This is a genomic window from Paracoccus saliphilus, assembly GCF_028553805.1.
Lineage (GTDB): Bacteria > Pseudomonadota > Alphaproteobacteria > Rhodobacterales > Rhodobacteraceae > Paracoccus > Paracoccus saliphilus.
In genome coordinates, this window is the sequence record NZ_CP067140.1 from 1,357,172 (window position 1) to 1,378,436 (window position 21,265).

Annotated in this window: 20 protein-coding genes, 1 pseudogene and 1 other annotated feature; of the genes and pseudogenes, 13 read left to right on the forward strand and 8 right to left on the reverse strand. The window is 59.4% G+C overall.

Going from position 1 to position 21,265, the window contains the following annotated elements; translation table 11 throughout:
- Positions 1-67: 67 nt before the first annotated feature.
- Positions 68-535: a DUF1203 domain-containing protein gene (locus tag JHX88_RS06410; RefSeq protein ID WP_076525052.1), complete on the reverse strand. Its 468-nt coding sequence runs from the start codon at positions 533-535 to the stop codon at positions 68-70.
- A 100-nt stretch (positions 536-635) separates the two neighbouring features.
- Here JHX88_RS06410 and JHX88_RS06415 point away from each other — a divergent pair, with 100 nt between their 5' ends.
- Complete coding sequence (locus JHX88_RS06415) at positions 636-1,901, forward strand: glutamate-5-semialdehyde dehydrogenase (protein WP_076525050.1); 1,266 nt, start codon at positions 636-638, stop codon at positions 1,899-1,901.
- 57 nt (positions 1,902-1,958) lie between these two features.
- Here the strand turns inward: JHX88_RS06415 and JHX88_RS06420 are convergent, their stop codons facing one another.
- Positions 1,959-2,591, reverse strand: a complete 633-nt coding sequence (locus JHX88_RS06420; RefSeq protein ID WP_084203024.1) for a histidine phosphotransferase family protein — start codon at positions 2,589-2,591, stop codon at positions 1,959-1,961.
- A gap of 38 nt (positions 2,592-2,629) precedes the next feature.
- Between JHX88_RS06420 and JHX88_RS06425 the strand changes: the two genes are divergently transcribed.
- The 9 genes and pseudogenes from JHX88_RS06425 to JHX88_RS06465 form a co-directional block, all read left to right on the forward strand.
- Complete coding sequence (locus tag JHX88_RS06425; RefSeq protein ID WP_076525046.1) at positions 2,630-2,809, forward strand: DUF3553 domain-containing protein; 180 nt, start codon at positions 2,630-2,632, stop codon at positions 2,807-2,809.
- A gap of 152 nt (positions 2,810-2,961) precedes the next feature.
- Positions 2,962-3,744 carry an L-ornithine N(alpha)-acyltransferase gene (olsB, locus tag JHX88_RS06430; RefSeq protein ID WP_076525044.1) on the forward strand — a complete coding sequence of 261 codons (783 nt, stop codon included), beginning with the start codon at positions 2,962-2,964 and terminating at the stop codon, positions 3,742-3,744.
- Complete coding sequence (gene olsA, locus JHX88_RS06435; RefSeq protein WP_076525042.1) at positions 3,741-4,625, forward strand: lyso-ornithine lipid O-acyltransferase; 885 nt, start codon at positions 3,741-3,743, stop codon at positions 4,623-4,625. Before olsB ends, olsA begins: the two co-directional genes overlap by 4 nt.
- A gap of 60 nt (positions 4,626-4,685) precedes the next feature.
- Positions 4,686-6,950 (forward strand): adenosylcobalamin-dependent ribonucleoside-diphosphate reductase, encoded by a 2,265-nt coding sequence (locus tag JHX88_RS06440; protein ID WP_076525040.1) that lies wholly within the window; start codon positions 4,686-4,688, stop codon positions 6,948-6,950.
- A 318-nt stretch (positions 6,951-7,268) separates the two neighbouring features.
- Positions 7,269-7,634 (forward strand): DUF6152 family protein, encoded by a 366-nt coding sequence (locus JHX88_RS06445; protein WP_141225801.1) that lies wholly within the window; start codon positions 7,269-7,271, stop codon positions 7,632-7,634.
- A gap of 3 nt (positions 7,635-7,637) precedes the next feature.
- Positions 7,638-8,096, forward strand: coding sequence for a hypothetical protein (locus tag JHX88_RS06450; protein ID WP_084203022.1), 459 nt, complete (start codon positions 7,638-7,640; stop codon positions 8,094-8,096).
- 115 nt (positions 8,097-8,211) lie between these two features.
- Positions 8,212-9,243: an IS110 family RNA-guided transposase gene (locus tag JHX88_RS06455; protein WP_076529219.1), complete on the forward strand. Its 1,032-nt coding sequence runs from the start codon at positions 8,212-8,214 to the stop codon at positions 9,241-9,243.
- Positions 9,244-9,597: 354 nt separating this feature from the next.
- The gene (locus JHX88_RS06460; protein ID WP_272848116.1) at positions 9,598-10,917 is read left to right on the forward strand and encodes an IS701 family transposase; all 1,320 of its coding nucleotides are present in this window, start codon (positions 9,598-9,600) and stop codon (positions 10,915-10,917) included.
- Positions 10,918-11,013: 96 nt separating this feature from the next.
- Positions 11,014-11,525 (forward strand): annotated as a pseudogene (locus JHX88_RS06465) (IS5 family transposase); the annotation flags it as partial.
- A 97-nt stretch (positions 11,526-11,622) separates the two neighbouring features.
- Here the strand turns inward: JHX88_RS06465 and JHX88_RS06470 are convergent.
- From JHX88_RS06470 to JHX88_RS22305, 6 genes are all read right to left on the reverse strand, one after another.
- Positions 11,623-13,464, reverse strand: coding sequence for a TniQ family protein (locus tag JHX88_RS06470; RefSeq protein ID WP_076527249.1), 1,842 nt, complete (start codon positions 13,462-13,464; stop codon positions 11,623-11,625).
- The gene (locus tag JHX88_RS06475; protein ID WP_176011470.1) at positions 13,461-14,465 is read right to left on the reverse strand and encodes a TniB family NTP-binding protein; all 1,005 of its coding nucleotides are present in this window, start codon (positions 14,463-14,465) and stop codon (positions 13,461-13,463) included. The genes JHX88_RS06470 and JHX88_RS06475 overlap by 4 nt, the downstream gene beginning before the upstream one ends.
- A 2-nt stretch (positions 14,466-14,467) precedes the next feature.
- Positions 14,468-15,547: a hypothetical protein gene (locus tag JHX88_RS06480; protein WP_076527247.1), complete on the reverse strand. Its 1,080-nt coding sequence runs from the start codon at positions 15,545-15,547 to the stop codon at positions 14,468-14,470.
- Entirely contained in the window at positions 15,544-15,732 is a 189-nt protein-coding gene (locus tag JHX88_RS06485; protein ID WP_076527246.1) for a hypothetical protein, read from the reverse strand. Before JHX88_RS06485 ends, JHX88_RS06480 begins: the two co-directional genes overlap by 4 nt.
- An 891-nt stretch (positions 15,733-16,623) precedes the next feature.
- Positions 16,624-17,855, reverse strand: a protein-coding gene (locus JHX88_RS06490; protein ID WP_141225884.1) for an IS3 family transposase whose coding sequence is annotated in 2 segments (ribosomal slippage) — positions 16,624-17,558 and positions 17,558-17,855 — 1,233 coding nt in all. Because the reading frame shifts where the segments join, the coding sequence is not laid out codon by codon here.
- Positions 17,452-17,568 (reverse strand) — a sequence feature (AL1L pseudoknot). Its footprint overlaps the gene before it by 117 nt.
- A gap of 21 nt (positions 17,856-17,876) precedes the next feature.
- Complete coding sequence (locus JHX88_RS22305) at positions 17,877-18,041, reverse strand: helix-turn-helix domain-containing protein (RefSeq protein WP_419182361.1); 165 nt, start codon at positions 18,039-18,041, stop codon at positions 17,877-17,879.
- A 517-nt stretch (positions 18,042-18,558) separates the two neighbouring features.
- On the opposite strand from JHX88_RS22305, the gene JHX88_RS06495 reads away from it, so the two are divergent.
- The 3 genes from JHX88_RS06495 (at position 18,559) to JHX88_RS06505 (ending at position 21,240) form a co-directional block, all read left to right on the forward strand.
- Positions 18,559-19,203, forward strand: a complete 645-nt coding sequence (locus JHX88_RS06495) for an isochorismatase family protein (protein ID WP_076527242.1) — start codon at positions 18,559-18,561, stop codon at positions 19,201-19,203.
- Between the two features lie 145 nt (positions 19,204-19,348).
- Positions 19,349-20,518, forward strand: coding sequence for a metal-dependent hydrolase family protein (locus JHX88_RS06500; RefSeq protein WP_272848204.1), 1,170 nt, complete (start codon positions 19,349-19,351; stop codon positions 20,516-20,518).
- Positions 20,518-21,240 carry a haloacid dehalogenase type II gene (locus JHX88_RS06505; protein WP_076527240.1) on the forward strand — a complete coding sequence of 241 codons (723 nt, stop codon included), beginning with the start codon at positions 20,518-20,520 and terminating at the stop codon, positions 21,238-21,240. Before JHX88_RS06500 ends, JHX88_RS06505 begins: the two co-directional genes overlap by 1 nt.
- Positions 21,241-21,265: the final 25 nt, after the last annotated feature.

Consider the following 21,265-nt stretch of genomic DNA (forward strand, 5'->3'; position numbering starts at 1 on the left):
TTAGAACACGGGCGGCGGCAGGATGGAAATGAACCCTTTGTCTGCTTCGTCGGGAAGCCGTGCAGGATCAGCCGCGCTCGACCCGGCAGTGAAAGCAGTTGTTGCTGGCCGAGCGGATATGGATGAAGGCGATCTCGTCCCGTGCGAAAAGCTCTTTGCACCTGTCCTCGATCTCGCCGGTCGGTGTCACGGCTCCCGTGCCATAGACGATCCGCTCATCTGCCGAGTATCCGCGGACGATATATTGTTCCGACGCCAGAAAGCGCTTGGGAAAGTCGGGTCCGCCCGCGACGCAATCCTGAGCACACAGAAAGATCGGACCGGTCTCGGTATAGGGGTTCAGCCCCTTGAACGGGCGATGCGCGGCGATCAGGTAAGGTTGGCCCGCCGGAACCTGGTCGAGGCAGTGGCGGCAAGGGGTGCCGCTGCCGGTCGAGGTTTCCACTCGTTCGGGCGCAAGCTCGTAGGCGTCGGGGAAGCCGTCACGCCAGGCTTGGGCGGTATCGGACGGAATGGGGCAAAAACGGATCTGCATTTCGGGACTCCTGTTTCGATGCGAAAATGGTTATGCAGGGGGCTCGGAATATTGGGGCGCTGAAATCGGGCGTTTCATTCGATAAACGGAGTCATGGGCGATGAAGGACATGGTCGAAGCTGATGCATTGATTGCGAAGATGGGCGACGCCGCGCGTGCCGCCGCAGTCGAGCTGGCACAGGCCCCGGCTGAGCGGAAATACGCGGCGCTGATCGGCGCGGCCCATGAAATCCGCAATCGCCTGCCCGAGATCCTCGAAGCCAATGCAAGCGACCTTGAGTTCGGGCGCGAAAAGGGGCTGTCCGACGCGATGATGGACCGGCTGCGGCTGGACGAGGACCGGCTGCGCGGCATCGAGGACGGCCTGCGCGCCGTGGCCGAGCAGCGCGACCCGGTGGGCGAGGTCATCACCGAATGGGACCGTCCGACCGGGCTGCATATTCAGCGCGTACGCACGCCCATCGGAGTGATCGGGGTGATCTATGAAAGCCGCCCGAACGTGACTGCTGATGCCGGCGCGCTGGCGCTGAAATCCGGCAATGCGGTGATCTTGCGCGGCGGCTCGGAAAGCCTGCATTCATCGAAGGCGATCCATGGCTGCATGGTCGAGGGGCTGCGTCAGGCGGGCTTGCCCGAGGCATCGATCCAGCTTGTGCCGACGCGCGACCGGGCGGCGGTCAGCGCCATGCTGGGCGCGCAAGGGCTCATCGATGTGATCATCCCGCGCGGCGGCAAGGGGTTGGTCGGGCTTGTCCAGCGCGAGGCACGGGTGCCGGTTTTCGCGCATCTGGAAGGCATCTGTCATATCTATGTGGACCGCGATGCCGATCCCGAGATGACGCGGCAGGTGGTGCTGAACGCCAAGACGCGGCGCACCGGCATCTGCGGCGCGGCCGAATGCCTGCTGATCGACTGGCAGTTCTATACGAAACACGGGGCTGCGGTGATCGAGGATTTGCTCGCCGCCGGTGTCGAGGTTCGCGCCGAGGGCGAGTTGGCGAAAATCCCCGGCACGACCAAGGCGCAACCCGACGATTTCGGGCGCGAGTTCCTGGACATGATCATTGCCGCGAAGCTGGTCGATGGCGTGGATGAGGCCATCGCGCATATCCGCCATTTCGGCAGCCAGCACACCGAATCGATCCTGACCGAAAGCGATGCCACCGCCGACCGCTTCTTTGCCGGTCTCGACAGTGCGATCCTGATGCGCAACGCCTCGACTCAATTCGCCGATGGCGGAGAGTTCGGCATGGGTGCCGAGATCGGCATCGCCACGGGCAAGCTGCATGCGCGCGGCCCGGTGGGGGCGGAACAACTGACCAGCTTCAAATACCTGGTCACGGGGCAGGGCACGGTCCGGGACTGAGCCTGTCTCGCTCGCCGCCGGTAAACGGGAAGAGGCGGGCGGATGATCCGCCCGTGCTCAGAACGTGATTTCGGCGCTTTTCCCGTTGAGTTTCCAGTGGATTGTGCGACCGGCTTCCGCTGCGGCCTCGGGCAGCAATGCGAATTGCACCTCGGAAGGGGCGGGGGTGCGTTCAGGGATCGTGCCGGAGTAATCGAGCCATGACCACAGGGCATTATCGGGGCGCATCTGCTCGCCCTGTGCCATGAGCTTCCAGCCCGCGGGGCCGTGCAGCAGTGAAACCCGCCCTTTTCGCGGCACGGCGTGCTCGATGCACATCATCGCCAGAATGACCATGCGGATCTCGATGCGGGGAAAGGTGCCATAGGCAATCAGTTCAACCTGAAATTGCCGCTGCTCGGCCATTCCCTCGATCAGTTTCTCGAGATCGGCGCGGGTGATGTGCTGGCTGTTGCCCGCAGGACCAAAGGCTATCCGGAATGCTTGAATGCGATTTCGCGCCGCATTGACCGATTCCGCGATCAGCCGCATCTCGGGCGTCTTCGTTAGGCCGGAAAATTCGTCCGACAATTCAAGCAGTTCGATGCCGTTCCCTATCGCGCCAAGCGGTGACACGAGATCATGGCACAACCGTGACCCGACCAGTGCGGCCAGTTGGCGGGGATCGATACGCATTGTATGGGCACTCATGAAAACATACCTTTTGAACGTGGTATCAGGGGTTGGATATGAATGAATTGCTCGAGCCAGGCATGATCGTGCGCCATCCCGGAGCGCCGGAATGGGGCGAGGGGCAGGTGCAATCCCGCATCGGCGACCGCATCACGGTGAATTTTGCCGAGGCCGGCAAGCAGGTGATCGATGGCAAGCGCGTTACGCTCGAGATCCTGCGCTGGAACGAATCGTAAGGTTTCATGGTCAGCATGATACAATTTAAAGTTGTTAACTGCCGGTAAATAGCTTCCTCTGCTTGTAACCGATTTGCGCAAATGGTTGCAATGCGACATTTGCGCACTTAGACAATCGGTCCAAGCTCACCTCCGCAATCCCGGCAGGCCCGATGAAATCCGACCCGTCCTATTTCGATATCCGCATCGCAACCTGCGAGCGTGATCTGCAAGCGGCTCAACGCCTGCGTTACCGGGTCTTTGTCGAGGAACTGGGCGGCGACGGTGCCCTGGTCGATCACGAGAAACGGCTGGAACGCGATGAATTCGATCCGGTTGTCGATCATCTCTGCCTGATCGACACGAGGCGCTCGCCCGAGGAGCTGGATCATGTCGTGGGTGTCTATCGCCTGCTGCCGGGGCTGCGGGCCGAGGAGTTCGGGCGGTTCTATTGCGATGGCGAATATGACCTGACGAAGCTGCGCGGATCCGGGCGGTCGCTTCTGGAACTGGGCCGGTCCTGCGTCGATGCCGCCTATCGCGGTGGTTCGGGGATGTTCCTGCTGTGGAATGCCCTTGCCGATTACGTGCTGGATCTGCGGGTCGAGTTGCTATTCGGCGTGGCCAGCTTTCATGGCACCGATACGCAGGCGCTGGCGCCTTCGCTCAGCTGGCTGCATCACAATCACCTGGCCGCCGAAGCGCTGCGTCCCAAGGCCCTGCCAGAGGGCTATCAGCCGATGGACCTGATCCCCGCCGAGAACCTGGAGCGGCGCGAGGCGCTGATCGGCATGCCGGCATTGATCAAGGCCTATCTGAGGCTTGGCGGACGTGTCGGCGATGGGGCCTATATCGACCGCGATTTCAACACCACGGATGTGTTCCTGCTCATGGATACGGCGGCGATGTCAGAAAAGCACCGGAAATTCTACGAAGGCCGTTGGCAGGGACAATGAACGAGACCCGCGTCTCACCGACTGACCCCCGCCGGGATGGAACGACCTGGCGCGAGGGCAAAGCCCCTGAATTGCCGCGCCCGAAGGGGATCGGCGGCTGGTGGCGGGTGATCCGGCGCGGCCTGCCCGCGATTCTGATCCTGCTGATCGGTGTGATCCTGATCCTGCCCCTGCGGGGTATCGAAAAACTGTTCCACGGCCCCCGCCGCCCATGGAGCGGTCCGCATGTGCAGATGGTATGCCGGCTCGTGCTGTTCTGCATCGGTTTGCGTTGGCGGCGAGAGGGGCAGGCGCTGCGCGGTCCCGGCGCGATCGTGGCGAATCATTCGAGCTGGCTGGACATACTGACGATGAATGCCGCCCTGCCGGTATTCTTCGTCTCCAAGGCCGAAGTGCGCGGCTGGCCGGGCATCAATATCTTGACTACCGTCACCAATACGCATTTCGTCATCCGCGACCCGAAATTCGCCCGCGCGCAGGCCGAGGAATTCGCCGCTCGCATCCGGGCCGGGCACCGGTTGTTGTTCTTTCCCGAGGGCACTTCGACCGATGGCCGCAGGGTGCTGCCCTTCAAACCGACGCTGTTCCAGGGCTTTCTCGATCCCGAGCTGCCCGATGCCCTGGCGATCCAGCCGATGAGTGTCACCTATCATGCGCCCGAGGGCAGCGATCCGCGTTTTTACGGCTGGTGGGGCGATATGGCCCTGGCCGATCACCTGCTGGCGGTGCTGTCTGCGCCGCGACAGGGCCGTGTCGAGGTAAAGCTGCACAGGCCGGTTCCCGTCGCGGGCGAGACCCGCAAGACATTGGCTGCAAAGACCCGAGAATCGGTGCGGAATGGACTTGATACGGCACTGCTCGAATCCGATAATCGGGGTTGATGCCGCCACGCTTCAACTATATATTGTATTTCCCTCTCTTAACGCCACTAAGGATGCCCGATGACCCGCTTTGCCGCCCCCATCGCCGAACAGATCTGGGACATGAAATACCGGATGAAGGGCGCCGATGGGCAGCCGGTGGATGCATCGGTCGAGGATAGCTGGCGCCGGGTCGCCCGCGATCTGGCGCGGGTCGAGAAGGAACCGGCGAAATGGGAAGAGCGTTTCTATGCTGCGCTCGAGGATTTCAAGTTCCTGCCGGCAGGCCGTATCCTAGCCGGGGCAGGGACGGGGCGTGCGGTCACGCTGTTCAACTGCTTTGTCATGGGCACCATCCCCGACAATATGGGCGGTATCTTCGAGATGCTGAAAGAGGCCGCGCTGACCATGCAGCAGGGCGGCGGGATCGGCTATGATTTCAGCACCATCCGCCCGCGCGGGGCCGAGGTGAAGGGCGTGGCCGCCGATGCCTCCGGTCCGCTGAGCTTCATGGATGTCTGGGACGCGATGTGCCACACGATCATGTCGGCGGGCAGCCGCCGTGGCGCGATGATGGCGACGATGCGCTGCGATCACCCCGATATCGAACAATTCATCGAGGCCAAGCAGGACAGCGCAAGACTGCGCATGTTCAACCTGTCGGTTCTTGTGACGGATGATTTCATGGAGGCCGTGAAGGCCGACGGTCCATGGGAACTGAAATTCGACGGCAAGGTCTATCACACCCTGCAGGCGCGTGATCTGTGGAATCGCATCATGCGCGCGACCTATGATTATGCCGAGCCGGGGGTGATTTTCATCGACCGGATTAACCAGGCCAATAACCTGCATTACGCCGAGACCATTTCGGCCACCAATCCCTGCGGCGAGCAGCCACTGCCGCCCTATGGCGCCTGCCTGTTGGGCTCGATCAACCTCGCGCGGTTGGTGGCCGACCCGTTCACGGATGCGGCCCGGCTGGACAAGGATGCGCTGGACGATCTGGTGCGCACCGCCGTGCGGATGATGGATAACGTGGTGGATGCCTCGAAATTCCCGCTGGACCAGCAGGCAGCCGAGGCGCAGGCCAAGCGCCGGATCGGGCTGGGCGTGACCGGGCTGGCCGATGCGCTGCTGATGCTGGGCCTGCGCTATGGCGCGGCGGATGCGGTCGAACAGACCCGCAAATGGATGAAGGCGATTGCCCACTCGGCCTATCAGGCATCGAGCGATCTGGCCCGCGAGAAGGGGGCATTCCCGCTTTTCGATGCGGATGAATTCCTGAAATCCGGCTTCATGTCGCAGATGGACGCGGATTTGCGCGACTCCATCGCCAAGCATGGTGTCCGCAACGCGCTTCTGACCTCGATTGCGCCCACGGGGACGATCAGCCTCTATGCCGGGAATGTCTCGTCGGGGATCGAGCCGGTCTTTGCCTATGCCTATAGCCGCAAGGTGCTGCAAAAGGACGGCTCGCGGACCGAGGAAGAGGTCGTGGATTACGCCGTGCAGATGTGGCGCGATCTGCATGGCGATGCGCCCCTGCCGGATCATTTCGTCAATGCCCAGACCCTCGCGCCCAAGGATCACGTCGCCATGCAGGCGGCGGCGCAGGAATGGGTGGACAGTTCGATCTCGAAGACCATCAACTGCCCCGAGGATATCTCCTTCGAGGAATTCAAGGATGTCTATCTCTCGGCATGGGACCTGGGCTGCAAGGGCTGCACCACCTATCGCCCGAACGAGGTGACCGGCTCGGTCCTGTCGATCTCGGAAAAGACCGAGGACGCACCCGAGGCCGATCAGGGCGCCGATGTGGTCTATCTGACCGAACCGCTGGACCGGCCTGCCGCGCTTGAGGGCACGACCTACAAGCTGAAATGGCCGGGCAGCGAGCACGCCATCTATATCACCGTCAACGACATCGTTCAGGGCGGCCACCGGCGGCCATTTGAAGTGTTCATCAATTCCAAGAACATGGAGCATTTCGCCTGGACTGTCGCCCTGACGCGGATGATCTCGGCGGTGTTCCGGCGCGGTGGAGACGTGTCCTTCGTGGTCGAGGAACTGAAAGCGGTCTTCGATCCGCGTGGTGGAGCATGGATGCAGGGGCGCTATGTTCCCTCGATCCTTGCCGCCATCGGCAGCGTGATCGAACGGCACATGATTTCGACCGGCTTTCTGGAAGGCGAAGGGCTTGGCTTGAAATCGGATCCGCAGGCCGAGGTCATGGCCGTGGGCGAACGCCCGCGCGGTCCCGCCTGCCCAAGCTGCGGCCAATATGGAATGCGCATGGTCGAGGGCTGCATGACCTGTCCAAGCTGTGGCCATTCCAAATGCGGGTGAGCTGCTGCTGCTTGATTTGTACCTGCACCCATAGTTTTGCCATTTTGGCACCGAGAAGTGCCATTCTGGCCCCATAGAGCTGCCTGTGGTTTGCGATCAGCGGGGATGACGTCCCGCTGATTGCGTGGCGTTTGCGTGATGTGCAGAGGGTCGATAATCGGCTCCAATATTGCGCGGTCATCAATGCTTCAAACAATCGCTCTGTCCCCTCACCACAAGTTTTGCTGCGGATGCGGGGGCAATATCTCACGCCGTAAGCTGTGACTTGCCGCGCCGGGTCAGCATGGTCTATCCTCACCGCAGGGAAAGGAGATGCCCATGCTGACGCGACGCAGACTGACCCTCTCGATCCTCATCACAGGACTTGCCGCACCTGCGCTGGCCCATCACGGCTGGCGCTGGACCAGCGGCGAAAACATCCGACTGACCGGCATCATCCAATCAGCCCGGCTTGGCAATCCGCATGGCGTGTTGCAGATTGATGTCGAGGGTGAGCTCTGGCAGGTCGAGGTCGGTCAGCCCTGGCGTAATGAGCGCGCTGGTCTGACCGATGCCGATTTCGCCGAAGGCCGGGAGATCGTCATCGAGGGTGAGCCTGCGGCGGAGGTGGAAGATCGGCTGCTCAAGGCCGAGCGTATCTGGTTCGACGGCAATCTGCACGAACTCTATCCCGACCGCAGCTAGGACGTGGAGCCACTGATCGAGATGCTCGCGGTCAGCGATCCAGCGCAGATGATGCGCACTGGCCGCTGGATCTATGCTGCCGTCAGCGCCGGGCATGTGCTGGGCATTGCGCTGCTGGTTGGCGCGATCGCCAGTCTCGATCTAAGGCTGATCGGGCTGTGGCCGACCGTTCCCGTGCCCGATCTAGCACAGGTTCTCGTGCCGGTTGCCGCCACCGGATTGACGCTGGCCGTGATGACCGGGCTGCTTCTGTTTCTGGCCGGGCCCGCGGATTACCTGCAGATGCGGGTGTTCTTGCTGAAACTGACTTTGATCGCCTGCGGTGCAGGCCATGCGGTGTGGTTTCATTCAACCAATAGTTTCGCGCGGCCAAACATCGGGCTTTGGCGTGTCGGGCTGCTCTCGCTCCTGATCTGGCTTGTGGTGTTGATCTGTGGCCGGATGCTGGCCTTCATCGACTAGATGCCATTATGGGCCTGCGCTCCTCTGGTGGCCATGAAGGTGGCTGTCCCCCAGAGTGATGATGTTGAAACGGGGTCCGCTGATTTCGGCCCCAGGCATCAAGCGAGGAACAGCCATGGAGTATTATGCAGGAATCGATGTGTCGCTGGAACAGTGCAGCGTTTGCGTGATGGATGCGTCGGGCAAGATCGTACGCGAAACGAAAGTGGCGAGTGAGCCGGCAGCGTTGTCTCGGTATTTTGCCGAGTTTGAGCTTCCGATCGTCAGGATCGGTCTCGAGGCGGGGCCATTGTCTCAATGGTTGCGCGAAGGCCTGGTCAACGCGGGTTTTGATGTGGTGCTGCTGGAAACGCGGCATGTGAAGGCGGCGTTGTCAGCGATGACCGTGAAGACGGACCGCAAGGATGCCCGTGGGATCGCGCAATTGCTGCGCATGGGCTGGTTTCGCCCGGTTCATGCAAAATCCGCGGACGCTCAGGCCGTGCGGGCATTGCTGGTCGGCCGCAAACTGCTGCAGGCCAAGCTGCGCGATGTCGAACTCAGCATTCGCGGCATTTTGCGTGGTTACGGGCTCAAGGTCGGCGAGGTAAGTCGCGGTCGTTTTGATGCCCGCATTCGCGACCTCATCGAAGGCCATGACATGCTGACGACGGTGATCAGTGCGATACTGAAGGCCCGGGCCGCCCTGTGGGACGAATTCACCCGGCTGCATCGTGAAATGCTGAAGATCGCCCGGGCCGATCCTGTCTGCCATCGGTTGATGAACGTACCCGGCGTAGGTGCTCTGGTGGCGCTGACCTATCGCTCGGCGGTCGATGATCCGGAGCGGTTTTCCAAGTCCCGAACTGTCGGCGCTTACTTCGGGCTGACGCCTGGAAAATACCAGTCCGGTGAGACCGACAGAGACGGCGGCATCACCAGGGTCGGTGACGCCATGGTGCGCACCGCGCTCTACGAGGCCGCGCATATCATGCTGACGCGTGCTTCGAGGTTCTCCGCCCTGAAAGGCTGGGCGATGGGTGTCGCGAAACGGCGGGGCATGAAACGGGCGAAAGTGGCGCTGGCCCGCAAGCTGGCCACCGTCCTGCATTGCATGTGGATTGATGCCAGCGCGTTTCGCTGGGGCAAGGAGGTCGTGACCGTGTAAGAGCAAAAGAGGAAACGGAGCAGGCCAGCTCAGGTTCTGCTCCTTCGGGGTCCCGTCGCCGGGACGAGGGCCTGGCAAGGTCGGAAGTAGTGCTGTGAACGCTTCGGCAAATCACGCGTCCTAGATTGACCTGCCGGTTCCGGATCTGATGGCATAGTGTGGCAGCCCGCGTGTTGACCACGGACAGAAGCATGATCCTGGCGGCGAGATGATCACTCGAAGGGACTTGACGAACAAAGGCCCATTACAGAAGCACTACTTTGGCAGATTTTTGCTGATACGACAATCTCCGGATTCACGGGAGGTGTTTTGGGTGATTCATAGGGAGCCAGCTTTGAGGGAGGCTGGCGGATTATGGAGAACTGGCGGGACGATCTGGAGACATGGCTGGCACCGTTTATTGCGGGGCTTGGGCACAAGACGCGGGGGCGGATGTGTCCGGCCTATGTTGCCGGGTTGATCGGCCCGGGTGATCGCAAGAGCGTGCAGCCGATGGCCGAGCGGGACAGGGCGGTCAGCTATGACCAACTGCATCATTTCATCGCCGACGGGGTCTGGGACAGCGCGCCGCTGGAAGCGGCCTTGCTGGCCGAGGCCGACAGGCTGGTTGGCGGCGCGGAGGCCTTTCTGGTCATCGATGATACCTGTCTGCCGAAGAAGGGCGAACGCTCGGTTGGGGTTGCGCCACAATATGCCTCCTCGCTGGGCAAGACCGCGAATTGCCAGTCGCTGGTCTCGGTAACACTGGCGTCGCGCGAGGTGCCGGTGGCGGTGGGGTTGCGGCTGTTTCTACCGGAAGTCTGGACCGACGATCCCGACCGCATGGCCCGAGCCCGGGTGCCGGAATATCGGCGAGCGGCCCTGAGTAAACCTGAGATTGCCATCGAGGAGATTGACCGGGTGAGGGATGCGGGCGTCCGCTTCGGCTGTGTGCTGGCCGATGCGGGTTACGGATCGGGCGGGCCTTTCCGCCAGTCTCTGAGCGAGCGCGGCCTTGCATGGGCGGTCGGCCTGTCGCGGCGCCAGAACGTCTATCCGGCGGATGTCGGGCTGGTCTTTCCCGAGGTGGGACGCGGTCGCCGCCGCAAATATCACCTCCCCGACCGCGTGGCCGTTTCCGCTGAACAGATGCTGAAGGACGAGAAATGGCGGAAGGTCAGCTGGAGGCGTGGGACCAAAGGCAGGTTGAATTGCCAGTTCGCCGCAATCCGTGTCCGCATCGCCGATGGCTATCGGCATCGCATGGCGGATGGCCGTGTGCAGGCTATGCCTGGTGACGAGGAGGTTTGGCTGATCGGTGAACGCCGTGCGACCGGCGAACGGAAATATTACGCCTCGAACCTGCCAGCCGACACCTGCCTCAAGACGCTCGCCGCTACCGTCAAGGCCCGATGGATCTGCGAACAGGCGCATCAACAACTCAAGGAAGAGCTTGGTCTCGATCATTTCGAGGGGCGGTCCTGGACGGGTCTTCACCGACACGCACTGATGACGATGATCGCCTACGCCTTCCTCCAATCCCGCCGCCTCAAGGCTGCGGGACGGGGGAAAAAGAGTCCCGGGACCACCCCCACAACCAACCATGCCAGCCGTCAGGCAAGCAATCCTCGATATCCTGGAGCGTCCACCGCCTATTCGATGCCCTCATTGCGAAAGGCGTATCGCAGCGGGTGAGAAAAATCTGCCAAAGTAGTGCTAGGGCCTGTTGACGTTCGGGATTCCCAAATCACCTGAGTTCTGATTCAAGGTTGCAAACAGAGGAGAGCAGCCTTGACTCGTCGTGTCCTGACCGATGCCCAATGGGCGATCATCGAACCTTTCTGCCTTGGCAAGGCCACAGACCCCGGCCAGACCGGGCGCGACCCGCGGCTGTTCATGGAAGCTGTGCTGTGGATCGTGCGAACCGGCGCACAATGGTGGGAACTGCCCAACGAATTCGGGAGGTGGAATTCGGTCTTCAAGCGCTTCCGGCGGTGGGTGAAGGCGGACGCTTTCTACAGTATGTTCAGGGCCTTGGCCGCAGACGCCGACCTCGAATACGCCATGATCGACGGTTCCATCGTCAAGGTCCACCGCTCGGGCCTGGGCGCTAAAGGGGGACTCAAGGCCAGGCCATAGGCCGCTCGCGCGGCGGCCTAACGACCAAGATACTTGCCCTGGCCGACGCGCTTGGCAACCTTGTCGATTTCCGCCTGCTGCCGGGGCAAGCGCATGACCTGCGCGGGGTGCCGGAGTTGATCGACGATCTCGCCGCAGATCACCTGCTCGCCGATCGCGCCTTCTATGCCCGAGGACCGGCGTTTCATCCACTTGACACAAACATGAAAAAAACCCGCCACCCTGAGGGTGGCGAGGCGAATGCCGTGTCAGAATAAGAAATCAGCCCGCTACGAGACTAGGCAACCATCCTGGATCAAACAGCTTTTCCAACTTCGGCGTGCGCACGTAGATCTTACTGAGGTGGTTATCCAAATCGAGCGGATAAATTCGGGCCCTAGCCAGCTTGGCAGCTACATGCTTGGCCTGAGTATGCGCTGCCGAAGCCATCATGCCGAGGGTGGCGTATTTCTTGAGGAAGCCTATGAGTCCCTGTTGACTGATCAAGGTCACTGGGCGGCGATGACGATGATGCCTGACTGTTGTCGAAGGCAGCAACTCTTGCCGCACAAGCCAAGCAATCGTTGAAGAGTTAACTCCTAGCAAGCGCTTGGCTTCCTTCCTCGTGAAACCCGATGGAGCTGGTTCCTCCAACTGATCCCTCAGATCGTCGAGACTCACATACAGTCCGTCCAGCGTGGGATGTTCTTGCATCCGGCAAAGGGACTTCAGCTTGCCATCCAGAGCGAGCCGCACCACTTCTTCGAAGCGGCATTTAGCGTGGACCCCTATGGTGGTCAGGCTGGCGTACCCGTCTGGAAGTGCTTCCACCAGCTCTGCCTGCATTGCGGGAAAGCTGGTAAGATGGCTGAGATCCTCCGGATGGTAGACCGGCACGAGGCCTGTCAAATCGAATCGGGGGGCTATCAGGTCGGCATTGACCAGCCTGTTCAACATTTCTCCCCTGATCCCCAACCTTTCGGCGGCCCGCTTCGGAGATAGGCAGGCTGCGTACTCCGCGATCGTCCGATCATTCTCCACAGCAGAAAACTGGATTCGCTCGGCCTGCTCTGTCGTCCCGAGGCCTAGACCTACCGCGATGCGCCACATTCGCGAATAGTTCAGGCCATGTGTTTCGGCTGCCGACGCCAGATTGTGGACGCGCCTTTCAGAGCACTCTCGTCCGAAGAGGATGTCCCCCTTGGCATAGGGGTAATGCGTGAAGGCAAAGTCGGTAAGTTGGTCAATGAATCCGGCATATCTGGATGAGCTATGATCGATGCGCTCAATCCGACGTGCTAACACGCCGAAATCAGCTTGGAAGCCGGGTACGGTACTCGTAGATGCTGCTCGAATGGCCTGGAACGCTGAGTACAATTTGTCGGGGCCACCCGAAAGTGCAAGAAATCCGGCCTCCGCCGCTTGGCCCATTTCATCCGAGGTAAGCTTTGAAGGGTAGGCCGATGCCCCGAATTCCAACACGACACCTAATTCATCACTCAGCCGGCACATCAGGTCTAGGTCGAGATCATCGCATGGATCGTTCCGCTCGTCCCCACGGACCCGTGATGCAATATACGCTTCGAACTGGCTTCGCCCGGATTGCGAAACCAGTTCCTGCTCAGCCCTGAGGATGGTCCGCCAGTGATCTCGAACGCGCTGGATGAAGTCATGGTGGCACCGAGGGTAGTTCGCGTCTGGCAAAGTAAGCATGGGGATACGATGGATGTGACAGGTTCGATACGAACTGACCAGCCATTCCAAGCGACCGTGGCGCGCGAATTCGCCTCCCTGCCTGTCGTTCTCGCATAAACAGCGGGGGCACACCCGAAGCTCGCGTCGTCCCAACGACTTCGATGTGAGGAACTGTCCATTCAGCATATAGCCGGCATCGTGCATGCGGGTCACCGAGCGATCCTTCAGCATGTGGCTCGGCAGGCCAGAGAGGCGGGCAAGAGACTGAATTTCAGTCGTGTCCCCATTGGCTGCATCGCGCCAATTAACACCCATGTCAGAACAGAAATCTTGAACGAAACTCGCCCCATTGCGGCGGGCGAGACGTGAGATTATGGAGAGGGAGGTTTCGCCCTCGTAGGGCGAAACCGTGAGCCTGAGACGCGTCATTTCTTTGGTGCTCCTCGACGGGGTGGCACTTTGCCATTCAGTAGATCTTCGTGCACCGGAAGGATCAGCCTCGGATTAAGAGCGCTATAGTCTCGCCGGACAAAGGGATTGAGGTCATCGACACATCCGGTCCGCCGCAGAAACTCGGCCACGAAGTGCTCTTTGCCCAAGGTGCTTTCGTCTCTGCGCATGCAGATTTCGATGGCACCGATGATGATTTCGATTAGAATACCAAACTCGTTGGCTGCCGCATGGATCAGGCGCGCGACAAAATCTTCCGTTCGCACCTCTTCTGCGCATTCGATAACCGCAGCCTGGGCGTATTGCTGAATCAAAGCACACACATTCTGGCCATCATTGATGTCATCAAGCTGGCTGAAGCTAACCGGCGTGAAGCGCCGGCCGAGCTGAGGGTCCAGATTCAGCAGTGTTTTCAAGGTAGGCAGCCCGCTCAAGACGATACTGACTGGCCAGTGCTTGTTTTGCATCACGGATTTCAGCGTATTTACTACGGCCAACATCTCGCGTTCGCTCTGCGACCCCATCAGGTCCTGCGCCTCGTCCAGATGTAGGAACATGACTTGTAGTTCCCGAAGGTGCGACTGGACAAGTTCCCAAATAATCCCGGCGGTACGGTCCCGCATCAGTGGGTAGCCAAGTCCGCTGAGGCAGGAGATCCCCACTCCCTTCAGAGTTGCCGGAGAAGGGACAAGGAAACTGGCGACATCCGCAGTCTCGTCTTCGTGAGACAGCATCCGGAGAGTGTCGTGGCCCTGGAAGAAATGGGTAACCGCCGTCGATTTCCCAGATCCACTGTTGCCGATTACGGCCACACCGCGCGCCTCGGGGTTCAGACCTTCGGCGATTTCCGCGCGGCGCCGATCTTCGAGGGTACTCATCGCATTCGAGAACTCACAAAAACAGCGCCTCGGCACGAAGCGACTCCGAAGGCGGGCCAGTTGACGGTGAATTTCAGGGGAAAGATGGGTGTAGTTGTTCATGATCATTCCTCCAGCTTCCAGGCTGGTTCGCTATTGAATTGGACGGCGGGGAAAGTTTCTGTTTGCTTCTGGGCAAGCGTCTGTTCCGATTTTGTTGCTGAGGTGCTGGGGGTGATACGCCGACCAAATGGAACATCATCATCTGAAGCTGGCGGCAGATCGGGGTGATCGAACAACAGACCCGCGCATAGATTGTTTTCCAGGTACTCCAGATGCTCGGCGGAATAATCGGGATCGATCAACCCAGTTCTCTCACAAGCGTCTCCGACTATTGCCTTGATTTTTTGGATTGCGCGATTTCGCTGCGGTAGGGTTAACTTGGCCTCACCGGCGTAACGCGTTCGGAAATCACGCATGACCATGGTCCATTCGACCAAGGACATGCCTTCGAGTTCCTCACCATTGCGTGCCGGTGCGGGGAACCACTCCGTTCCGATTTGAACCGACACTGCGCCAATGTTGCTTGGCTCGATCCGAAGTCGGACTGACTTGCCCTTGTTGTGTCGCCAGAATGATTCAAGCTCCGGACATGAATAGTGATTCGAAAGCAACACAACGCCCTGCTTTGATGGGACACGCTCAAATTCATAGCCGAGCGCAACACGGCGCGTATTCGTGTCGGGCGGTTCAGTGACATGATACTTGCTGACGAGCTCGCGCCATCGACTAGCGGGCGATTGTCCGCCCGGGAGCCCCCGATGTTCCTGGTGATGATAGTGGTCAACGACCCAGATGGTCAGGATTCGGGTGAGGTCTTCATCCGTAAGCACCGTCCGGACCTCGGAGGGATAATTCCCCCGCGATTTCGGGCTGTCGAATGTCCGACCGGGGAGCCTCGGCATGAGCTGACGGGCCATGGTTCCGAACACCCGCTCAATCCGGGAGCGGAGCTCCGGAATTTTTATGGGAGGAAACAGCATGATTGCGCCCAGAGAATTCACGGCAGCAACAAACATGTCCGAGGCAAATGCCGACCCGGTATCAGAGCAGATCAAATGGGGTGTTCCGAAGAAGTCCCACGTACCTTCTGCGCCAACGGCTTGGGCAAATTCGGTTTTGTCCTCGAGGATTTGTCCAATCACTCGGCGAGCGGCATCAGCAGGATGCACATGAGCTCGAGAAGGCTTTCATAGACGACGACCTGGCGGCGTTCTTGGAGCCTCAGCACGACTGTTCCACGGCAGCTACCGCGGGATCGCCATGAGACCGGGCGCGTTGCGCGTGATGGTTCTGGCAAGACGAAGCCATCGAATTCCTGATCAAACATGGCCACCTCCTCTTTTAGTGAGGCGGACAAAGTGGGTGAGTGGCAGACACACCTGGTCTGCCGCGCGAATACTGCGCGTGAGAATGGTCATGGAAGACCCCTTTCAGATGTCAGACGTTTGTCTTGGCACACCAAGCAGGAGCGCCGAGCGCTTGACTCGTTGATCGAAAAGTGGGTATCCGAGAATTAGAGCAAGGGTGTCTTGGATACCCGAATTAGGGGCTTGGAGGCGGTAACCTCCAAGCCCTTTTTCCTTTAAACTACGACATGCTTCTCTCCTTTTGGTTATGTTGATCGGGCCGCATGTCGAGTTGATGGACGAAAGCGTTCTGGATCGTCCCTGACTTGCCGAAGTGACCGGTGCAAGGAATCAGTCGATTTCGACCCTGATCTGATTGAGGCGTCAGAAGCTCGAGGACCTTCGGGGTGGACGCGAACGTGTCGTCCATCAGATTTGCGCGTGATCCATTTCCAGCATCTACAGCTGAACCGAGAGCGCACCGCAATATTGCGAGTAGCGTGAGACGTACGCTGGAGATATTATCCGCACCTTGATGGGCTGTCATTGTCACACTCTTGGATAAATTCTTCCATGTGCAGACGTCTCATGGCCCGCGTTTTTTGTTGACATGGATGTTAAAAGAGAGAATCAATGGCTATAGGAAATGTGGGTCATTGATCCTCACGGAAGGGCTCGGGTGGTGGAACTCCCGAGCTTTTTTCGTTTATGTAGGCATATTGCTCTCCTGCTGAGACTGAGTGGATGCTTTCGTTTCTTCATCGGTTGGCGACAAATCGTTTTTTTCGAGGCCGGCGTGTCGTGCAAGGGCAGACATGATTCGAGCAGATTTGAAGCGCCCCGGGTTTACCGGAGAGTTTTTTGTTCAAAACTTACGCTGCTTTTTCAAGGGCGTTTACATTCGCATAGAATTTCTCCTCCGCTTCTTGCGGCGTGACATAGCCGATGGAGCTGTGCAGCCGCTCTGAATTATACCAGTTCACCCATTTCAGGGTTTCCCATTCGACCTGGCTGACGGATTTCCACGGGCCGAGGAAGTTGATGACCTCGGTCTTGAACAATCCGATGGTGCTTTCGGCCAGGGCGTTGTCGTAGCTGTCACCGACGCTGCCGACCGAGGGATCGATCCCGGCTTCCTCCAGCCGCTCGGTGTAGCGGATCGACAGGTATTGGCTGCCGCGATCCGAATGGTGGATCAGAGCATCGCTCTCATCGGGGCATCGCTGGCAGATCGCCTGGTTCAGTGCATCGAGCACGAAGCTGGTGGTCATCGAGGTCGAGACCCGCCAGCCGACGATCCTGCGGGCGAAGACATCAATGACGAAGGCGACATAGACCATGCCGGCCCAGCTGGAGGCATAGGTGAAGTCGCTGACCCAAAGCTGGTTCGGGGTCGCGGCTGTAAATTCCCGGTTCACCTTGTCGTCCGGGCAGGCCTGGGCGGGGTCAGGAATGGTCGTGCGCTTCTTGCCGCGCACCACGCCCTGCAAATCGAGAGCTTTCATGAGCCGTTCGACCGTGCAGCGGGCGATGTCCTTTCCCTCGCGGCGCAGTTGATGCCAGATCTTGCGGGCCCCGTAGCGGCCGCGGCTGGCATCGAAAGCACGCTTGATCTCCGCGCTGTTCCGTGCATCCCGCTTCGCCCGATCTGAGGCTCGATCAGGGTCGCGGAGGATCGCCCTGCGCGCGTAGTATGTCGAGGGGGCGATCGGCAGCACGCGACAGATCGGCTCGACCCCGAAGACCTCTCGATGATCTGCAATGAACGCGATCATTTCCGGAACGGGCGGTCGAGCTCCGCCTGCGCGAAATACGCGCTCGCCTTCTTCAGGATCTCGTTGGCCGTCCGAAGTTCGCGCACCTCGCGCTCCAATTCCTTGATCCGATCCTTCTCTGCGCTTGTCAACCCGGCCCCCTGTCCCGCATCACGTTCGGCCTGCTGGCACCACACGCGAAGACTGTCCGGAGAGCAGCCCAGCTTCGGCGCAATCGCCCGGTAGGCAGCATTGTCACTGGCATATTCACCACGATGGTCGCGGAAAAGCCGAACGCCGCGATCGCGAAGTTCGGCAGGATAGGCGGGGGTATATCTCTTCTGGCTCATAGGGCTCATCCTTCGAGTGTTTTACTCTCCGGTAAACCCGGGGCGCTTCAATTTGTGCTTCCGCTTCGCAACATGAGTTACAGCCGACGGGTGCACGCCTAGCTCTCGCGCGACCGCTGCAAATGACGATCCACGCTCATGCAGGCGAGCCTTCAAGAGTTCATGCTGATTTATGACTTGCCACATTGGGATCTCCACTGATTCGCACCCCAGCAATCTCACTAACCGAATCGGGAATCAATATATTGTGTTGTTCGAGAGAAGTTGTCGGCGTTGGAGATACTTAAATCAGGTGTATTTTATTGTTAACATATTGTTATAAAATAAAATAAACAGCTTCCAGTTGAATGGGTTAAGTGCTGTCAGATAACTGCAATCTGAAAGCAAATTGCATATCTAGTGTGATAGTATTCGTTGCTTTCATTCATGCTGTCAGAGGATGATATCGTAAATATTATTATTTAATTCAGATGCTTCGGTTGATTTTTAGACCCTAATAGAGGGCTGTTGTATTGTTAATGATATTTCCTTGACAAGGCACAAGTTTAGCCCGCGCGCGTCCATGGGTGATTAGAATGTCCAGAATCTGATCAGTAACATTTTCGTGAGTCAGAGTGGACAGACCTGTCGATAATAAAAAACAGTCTTGACTGATTTTTTTGATGCCGCATTCTGTTATCGTTAATATCAGGGAGGCGCACGGATGCCGGCACAGGACGATTACAAGCAGCGAAGCTACGGCGAAATTCCGGTCGGAACCGGCTTCAAGCCCGGAATCGTCGTCGTGGATTTCCAGAAGGGTTTCACCGAGGCGCAGTACCCGCTGGGTGGAGCTCCCCTCGTGATGCGGGCTCTCGAGAACACCGAGAAACTGCTGAAGGTCGCCCGCGATTTCGATGTGCCGATAGCGAATTGCAACACCGCCTACATGAACGAGCGCGAAATGCCCTACTGGAAGATCACTGCGGTGCGCGAGACGTTTCGCCGTGATCATCCAAGCGTGGAGCTGGACCCTCGGATCTACGATCCCGACTACGATCTCCTTGTCTGCAAGAAAGGCCCCTCGATCTTCTTCGGCACCGATGTTTCCGACTTCTTCGCGAAGGAACGGGTTGATACCGTCATCGTCACCGGCTGCAACACCAGCGGCTGCATCCGGGCGAGCTCGATCGATGCGTTCAGCCATCGGTACAGAACATTGGTACCCGAGGATTGCGTTGGCGACATCGAGGAACAACCGCATCGCGACAATCTGCGTGATCTCGGTCGGCGCTATGTCGACGTGGTCGACCTGCAATATGTGCTCGATTACTTGGAAGACTGGCACAAGACGCGAAGCGGCGCTTGAGTGAGCCACCCCATGGCGGACTGACAGTTCTGGCAAAGGATGGGGCAGAACCTGGCGCTATCCGGGAATACGAGGTGATATGACCGTAAAACTCCTGAAAAATGCCCGGATCGTTGACGGGACCGCGACCGAACCGACCGAACCCATGGGGATCGTGATCGAAAATGGGATAATCCGCGATGTCGGTACTGCGGCCACAGCAACGACTGACGAGGTGCTTGATCTCGACGGCCTGACAGTGATGCCAGGATTGGTGGATTGCCACGTCCACGTCATCGCCTCGACGGCCAATCTGGGGCTGAATGCGGCATTGCCGTCGTCACTGATTGCTGCGCGCAGTAGCGTGCTGATGCGCAATATGCTGATGCGCGGTTTCACCACTGTGCGCGACCTAGGCGGCGCTGATCGGGGTTTGCAAGTGGCGGTCGAAGAAGGCGCATTTCTCGGCCCACGACTGGTGATCTGTGGCAAGGCCCTGTCGCAGACCGGAGGGCATACCGATTACCGTGGTCCTTATGACAACAAATCGGTCGCCTGGTACGACCAGAGCCTGGGCGCCATGGGGCGCATCTGTGACGGCGTTCCAGAGGTGCAGCGAGCTGCACGGGAGGAAATCAAGAACGGTGCTCAGTTTATCAAGGTGATGGCGGATGGCGGCGTGTCCTCACCGTCCGACCCGATCGGCTATCTCGTGTTCTCGGTCGATGAGCTGAAGGCGCTGGTCGAGATCGCAAGGAGTTTCGGCACTTACGCAACAGGACATCTCTATTCCGACGAGGCAATCGTCCGGGCGCTGGACTGCGGTTTCGAGTGCATTGAGCATGGCAACCTTATCTCTGACGCGACCATTGCGCGCATCGCGAAGGAGCGCATCCCCGTTGTGCCGACCAATATCACCTACGACCTGCTTGCCCGCAAAGGCGCGGAATTCGGTCTGCCGCCGGCATCCCTTGCCAAGGTCTCGGACGTACGTGAACACGGACTGGAACGGCTCGAGAAGCTATATGCGGCGGGCGCTATCATGGGTTACGGCTCGGATCTTCTTGGCGGGATGCAGACCGCGCAGTCGGACGAATTCACCTTGCGCGGTCGCTATATCCCGGCAGATGCCGTGATTCGTTCCGCCACGTTGGATGCGGCCAAGGTGCTGCGGATGGAGGGGCAGATCGGCACTATCGCGCCCGGCGCTCATGCCGACATCATCGCAGTCGATGGCAACCCGCTAGAAGACCTCAAACTCTTGACGGAGCAAGGCGTGTACATGCCGCTTATTCTCAAGGGCGGGGAGGCGGTCAAGAAGGCCGCGGGGCTCTGATGGCAAGGCTCAGGGATTATACCGCGCTCAGCTTCGATGTGTATGGAACGCTGATTGACTGGGAAAGCGGGATGCTGGCCGGGCTAAAGCCGCTGACCGACCGATTGGGCACAGAGATGTCCGATGATGCGGTTCTCGAAATGCATGCCCGCAACGAGAGTGCCGCACAGGCTCAGACACCTGGAAGGGCCTATTCTAGCCTTTTGGCTACAGTCTATCGCCGCTGCGCCGAGGAATTGGGCCTGGCCGTTGATTGGGAGGAATGCGAACGCTATGGCGCGAGTGTTCCTGATTGGCCGGCCTTTCCCGACAGCGCAGACGCGCTGGCCTATCTCAAGCTACATTACCGGATGATCGTCCTCTCGAATGTTGACAATCGTAGCTTCGCCGGTTCGGCCCGCAAGCTGGGTATCGATTGGGACGGGGTATTCACCGCCGAGGATATCGGCAGTTACAAGCCGGCGCAGCGGAATTTCGATTATCTGCTTGCCGGGATAGAGCGTCTGGGGATCGCGAAGACCGAACTGCTACATACAGCCGAGAGCATGTTTCACGACCATGTGCCGGCGCGCGCCAACGGACTCGACAACGCCTGGATCTATCGACGTCACCAGAAGCAGGGCTTCGGAGCCACGATGGATCCCGGGCAGTTGGCGGAGACAACCTTCCGGTTCAACTCTCTAAGGGAAATGGCAGAGGCACATGAGAGCGGGAGTATATGACCATCCGCAATACCGCCGCGACCAA

Excerpts from the sequence above, each read along its gene's own strand:
- JHX88_RS06460 (WP_272848116.1), top strand. The coding sequence starts at position 9,598 with ATGGAGAACTGGCGGGACGATCTGGAGACATGGCTGGCACCGTTTATT.
- JHX88_RS06410 (WP_076525052.1), bottom strand. The coding sequence starts at position 535 with ATGCAGATCCGTTTTTGCCCCATTCCGTCCGATACCGCCCAAGCCTGG.
- JHX88_RS06470 (WP_076527249.1), bottom strand. The coding sequence starts at position 13,464 with ATGACGCGTCTCAGGCTCACGGTTTCGCCCTACGAGGGCGAAACCTCC.
- JHX88_RS06505 (WP_076527240.1), top strand. The coding sequence starts at position 20,518 with ATGGCAAGGCTCAGGGATTATACCGCGCTCAGCTTCGATGTGTATGGA.
- JHX88_RS22305 (WP_419182361.1), bottom strand. The coding sequence starts at position 18,041 with ATGTGGCAAGTCATAAATCAGCATGAACTCTTGAAGGCTCGCCTGCAT.
- JHX88_RS06500 (WP_272848204.1), top strand. The coding sequence starts at position 19,349 with ATGGGGATCGTGATCGAAAATGGGATAATCCGCGATGTCGGTACTGCG.
- JHX88_RS06440 (WP_076525040.1), top strand. The coding sequence starts at position 4,686 with ATGACCCGCTTTGCCGCCCCCATCGCCGAACAGATCTGGGACATGAAA.
- JHX88_RS06455 (WP_076529219.1), top strand. The coding sequence starts at position 8,212 with ATGGAGTATTATGCAGGAATCGATGTGTCGCTGGAACAGTGCAGCGTT.
- JHX88_RS06485 (WP_076527246.1), bottom strand. The coding sequence starts at position 15,732 with ATGTTTGATCAGGAATTCGATGGCTTCGTCTTGCCAGAACCATCACGC.
- olsB (WP_076525044.1), top strand. The coding sequence starts at position 2,962 with ATGAAATCCGACCCGTCCTATTTCGATATCCGCATCGCAACCTGCGAG.
- JHX88_RS06445 (WP_141225801.1), top strand. The coding sequence starts at position 7,269 with ATGCTGACGCGACGCAGACTGACCCTCTCGATCCTCATCACAGGACTT.
- olsA (WP_076525042.1), top strand. The coding sequence starts at position 3,741 with ATGAACGAGACCCGCGTCTCACCGACTGACCCCCGCCGGGATGGAACG.
- JHX88_RS06415 (WP_076525050.1), top strand. The coding sequence starts at position 636 with ATGAAGGACATGGTCGAAGCTGATGCATTGATTGCGAAGATGGGCGAC.
- JHX88_RS06495 (WP_076527242.1), top strand. The coding sequence starts at position 18,559 with ATGCCGGCACAGGACGATTACAAGCAGCGAAGCTACGGCGAAATTCCG.
- JHX88_RS06425 (WP_076525046.1), top strand. The coding sequence starts at position 2,630 with ATGAATGAATTGCTCGAGCCAGGCATGATCGTGCGCCATCCCGGAGCG.
- JHX88_RS06420 (WP_084203024.1), bottom strand. The coding sequence starts at position 2,591 with ATGAGTGCCCATACAATGCGTATCGATCCCCGCCAACTGGCCGCACTG.
- JHX88_RS06475 (WP_176011470.1), bottom strand. The coding sequence starts at position 14,465 with ATGAACAACTACACCCATCTTTCCCCTGAAATTCACCGTCAACTGGCC.